This is a genomic window from uncultured Marinobacter sp. (genome assembly GCF_963974375.1).
Taxonomy (GTDB): domain Bacteria; phylum Pseudomonadota; class Gammaproteobacteria; order Pseudomonadales; family Oleiphilaceae; genus Marinobacter.
In genome coordinates, this window is sequence record NZ_CAXBDN010000427.1 from 1 (window position 1) to 1,993 (window position 1,993).

General features: G+C 62.5%; 3 protein-coding genes and 1 pseudogene. All 4 read right to left on the reverse strand.

Annotated elements, in window-relative coordinates; all coding sequences use genetic code 11:
• Positions 1-1,314 (reverse strand): FAD-binding domain-containing protein (locus tag AAC035_RS21025; protein WP_339807068.1); only part of this gene is annotated, 1,314 nt, incomplete at its 3' end.
• Positions 1,311-1,415, reverse strand: coding sequence for a DUF2256 domain-containing protein (locus AAC035_RS21030; RefSeq protein WP_339807070.1), 105 nt, complete (start codon positions 1,413-1,415; stop codon positions 1,311-1,313). The genes AAC035_RS21030 and AAC035_RS21025, both read right to left, overlap by 4 nt.
• Positions 1,384-1,476, reverse strand: a pseudogene (locus AAC035_RS21035) (hypothetical protein); the annotation flags it as partial. The pseudogene AAC035_RS21035 and the gene AAC035_RS21030, both read right to left, overlap by 32 nt.
• 107 nt (positions 1,477-1,583) lie before the next feature.
• The coding region (locus AAC035_RS21040) for an ATP-binding protein (protein ID WP_339807069.1) at positions 1,584-1,993 on the reverse strand (410 nt) is incomplete at its 5' end.

Consider the following 1,993-nt stretch of genomic DNA (forward strand, 5'->3'; position numbering starts at 1 on the left):
GGTATTGCCGTCAAACCGGTTCGCCTGATCCGCTGACATCAGCCAGGGCGTGTGTATCAGGTCTGCCGGGACACCGGCCAGTTCCGGTATCCAGCGCCGGATAAATTGGCCTTCCGGGTCCAGTTTCTGGCTTTGCAGCACCGGGTTGTAAATGCGAAGGGCGTTGATTCCGGTCAGGCCGGACTGCATCTGCACCTGTGGGTAATGAATGCCAGGCTCGAAATCGGTAAACAGCCGGGCCAGGTGATGAGCCGGTGCCTGCCAGTGGAGCCAGAGTTGGTAGCTGGCCACAGCCATCAGCATGGCCCGCATCCGGAAGTTGATCCAGCCGGTGTGGTTGAGGGCCCTCATGCTGGCATCCACCAGAGGCCAGCCGGTCTCACCCTGCTGCCAGCGCTGCAGACGTTCACTGTGGTCGCCGGAAACCTTCAATCCTTCAAGATCCCGGTGCATGGCCCGGAACTCCAGTTCCGGTTCGTCTTCGAGTTTCTGGATAAAGTGGCAGTGCCAGTGCAGCCGGGAGCGGAAGCTGGTCAGGCTGCGTTGCTTGCGGGGCAGGGTATTGCGATCTGCGCCGGCTGCCTTCGCTGCCTGGTAAACCTCGCGCAGACTGATGCTGCCGTAGGCCAGATGGGGACTAAGCCGGGAGCAGGCTCTGACGGCGGTTAGCGGACTGGAAATGTTGTACTGATAACCGACGCAACGACGCTGAAGAAAGGATGATAACAGCTGGTCAGCGCGGTCGCTGCCACCTGTTTGCTGGTCCGGACAGGGTGTGGGATTGGCGAAGTCTGGTGCGCTCCAGTCGCTGTCTGGCAGGTTGGCGGGCAGAAGGATCCGCTCCGGTGCCGGCTCGGTGGCCTGGCTCATCAGCCGGGTCCAGGCGTTGTCCCAGCGGTCCCGGTCCGGTAGCCGGCGCACGACCCCGCAGGGCTGCCACTCCCGGAACCCGATCTGATGAGCCGCGCACCAGTGAATGACGTCCCGGTCCCGGGTGAAGGTCCACTGCCCACCGGTTTCCTGATGGCAGAACACCCGGGCAATCGGGTAACGGTCCCTGAGTCTGGCCAGCGCACTGATTACACTACCCTGCATCACCAGCAACCGGCCCCCCGCCTTGCGCAACTGACTATCCAGAGTGGTGAGTGATTCGCGGATAAACTGCCAGTGACGGGCGCTGGTGTCCGGCAGTTGCCAGTACTCCGGTTCGGTTACGTACAATGCGATCACCGGCTCGCCAAGCCGGGCCGCAGCCAGCAACGGAGCGTGGTCTCTGCTGCGAAGATCCCGTTTGAACCAGACCACTGTGGTCATTGCAGGCTCCTGCGCTGGCGCCGGCAGCGTTCACTGCAATAACGGACAGAATCCCAGTCTCTGGCCCATTTTCGTCGCCAGGTAAAAGGGCGCAGGCACACCGGGCACTGTTTGCTGGGCAGATGCTGCTTGCTGGTCATGGGGTAGTGGATCCGGAAGCACTGGGTCAGTAGGGTTCGGGACAGGAAGTGTCCTGTCCAGAATGTTACGGCTCAGTGCCGCTCCGGGATCATCTGACGTTTTGCAGATCCGGAGCCAGTCCCAGTTGGTCAGTGAACTTTGGCGCCTTTCAGAAGATCCCGGCGAGTGGCCAGGGGGTCATGGCGAGAGGTGGCCCCCAGCGAGTGCAGGGCGGGACGGGTTCGCGGCAGGGTGGCGAGAACCTCCAGGCCCCCCAAGGGGCTGATGCTGAATGCCAGCCCTCCACCATACTGCCCTATGATGTATCGAACCGTGGCCAGGCCCAGCCCCTTGCCAGGTGACTGCTGATCCAGGGTCAGCCCCGGGGTGCCGAGATGATCGAGCTGATCGGGGCTTACGCCGGGTCCATCATCGGCGACTTCCAGCGCCAGCACGTTGGACTTGCTGGCCAGGAAGATGTTGATCTGGGCATGGGCCCAGCGACCTGCGTTATCCAGCAGGTTGACCAGCACTTCATCCAGATCCGCAGCCCGGGTGG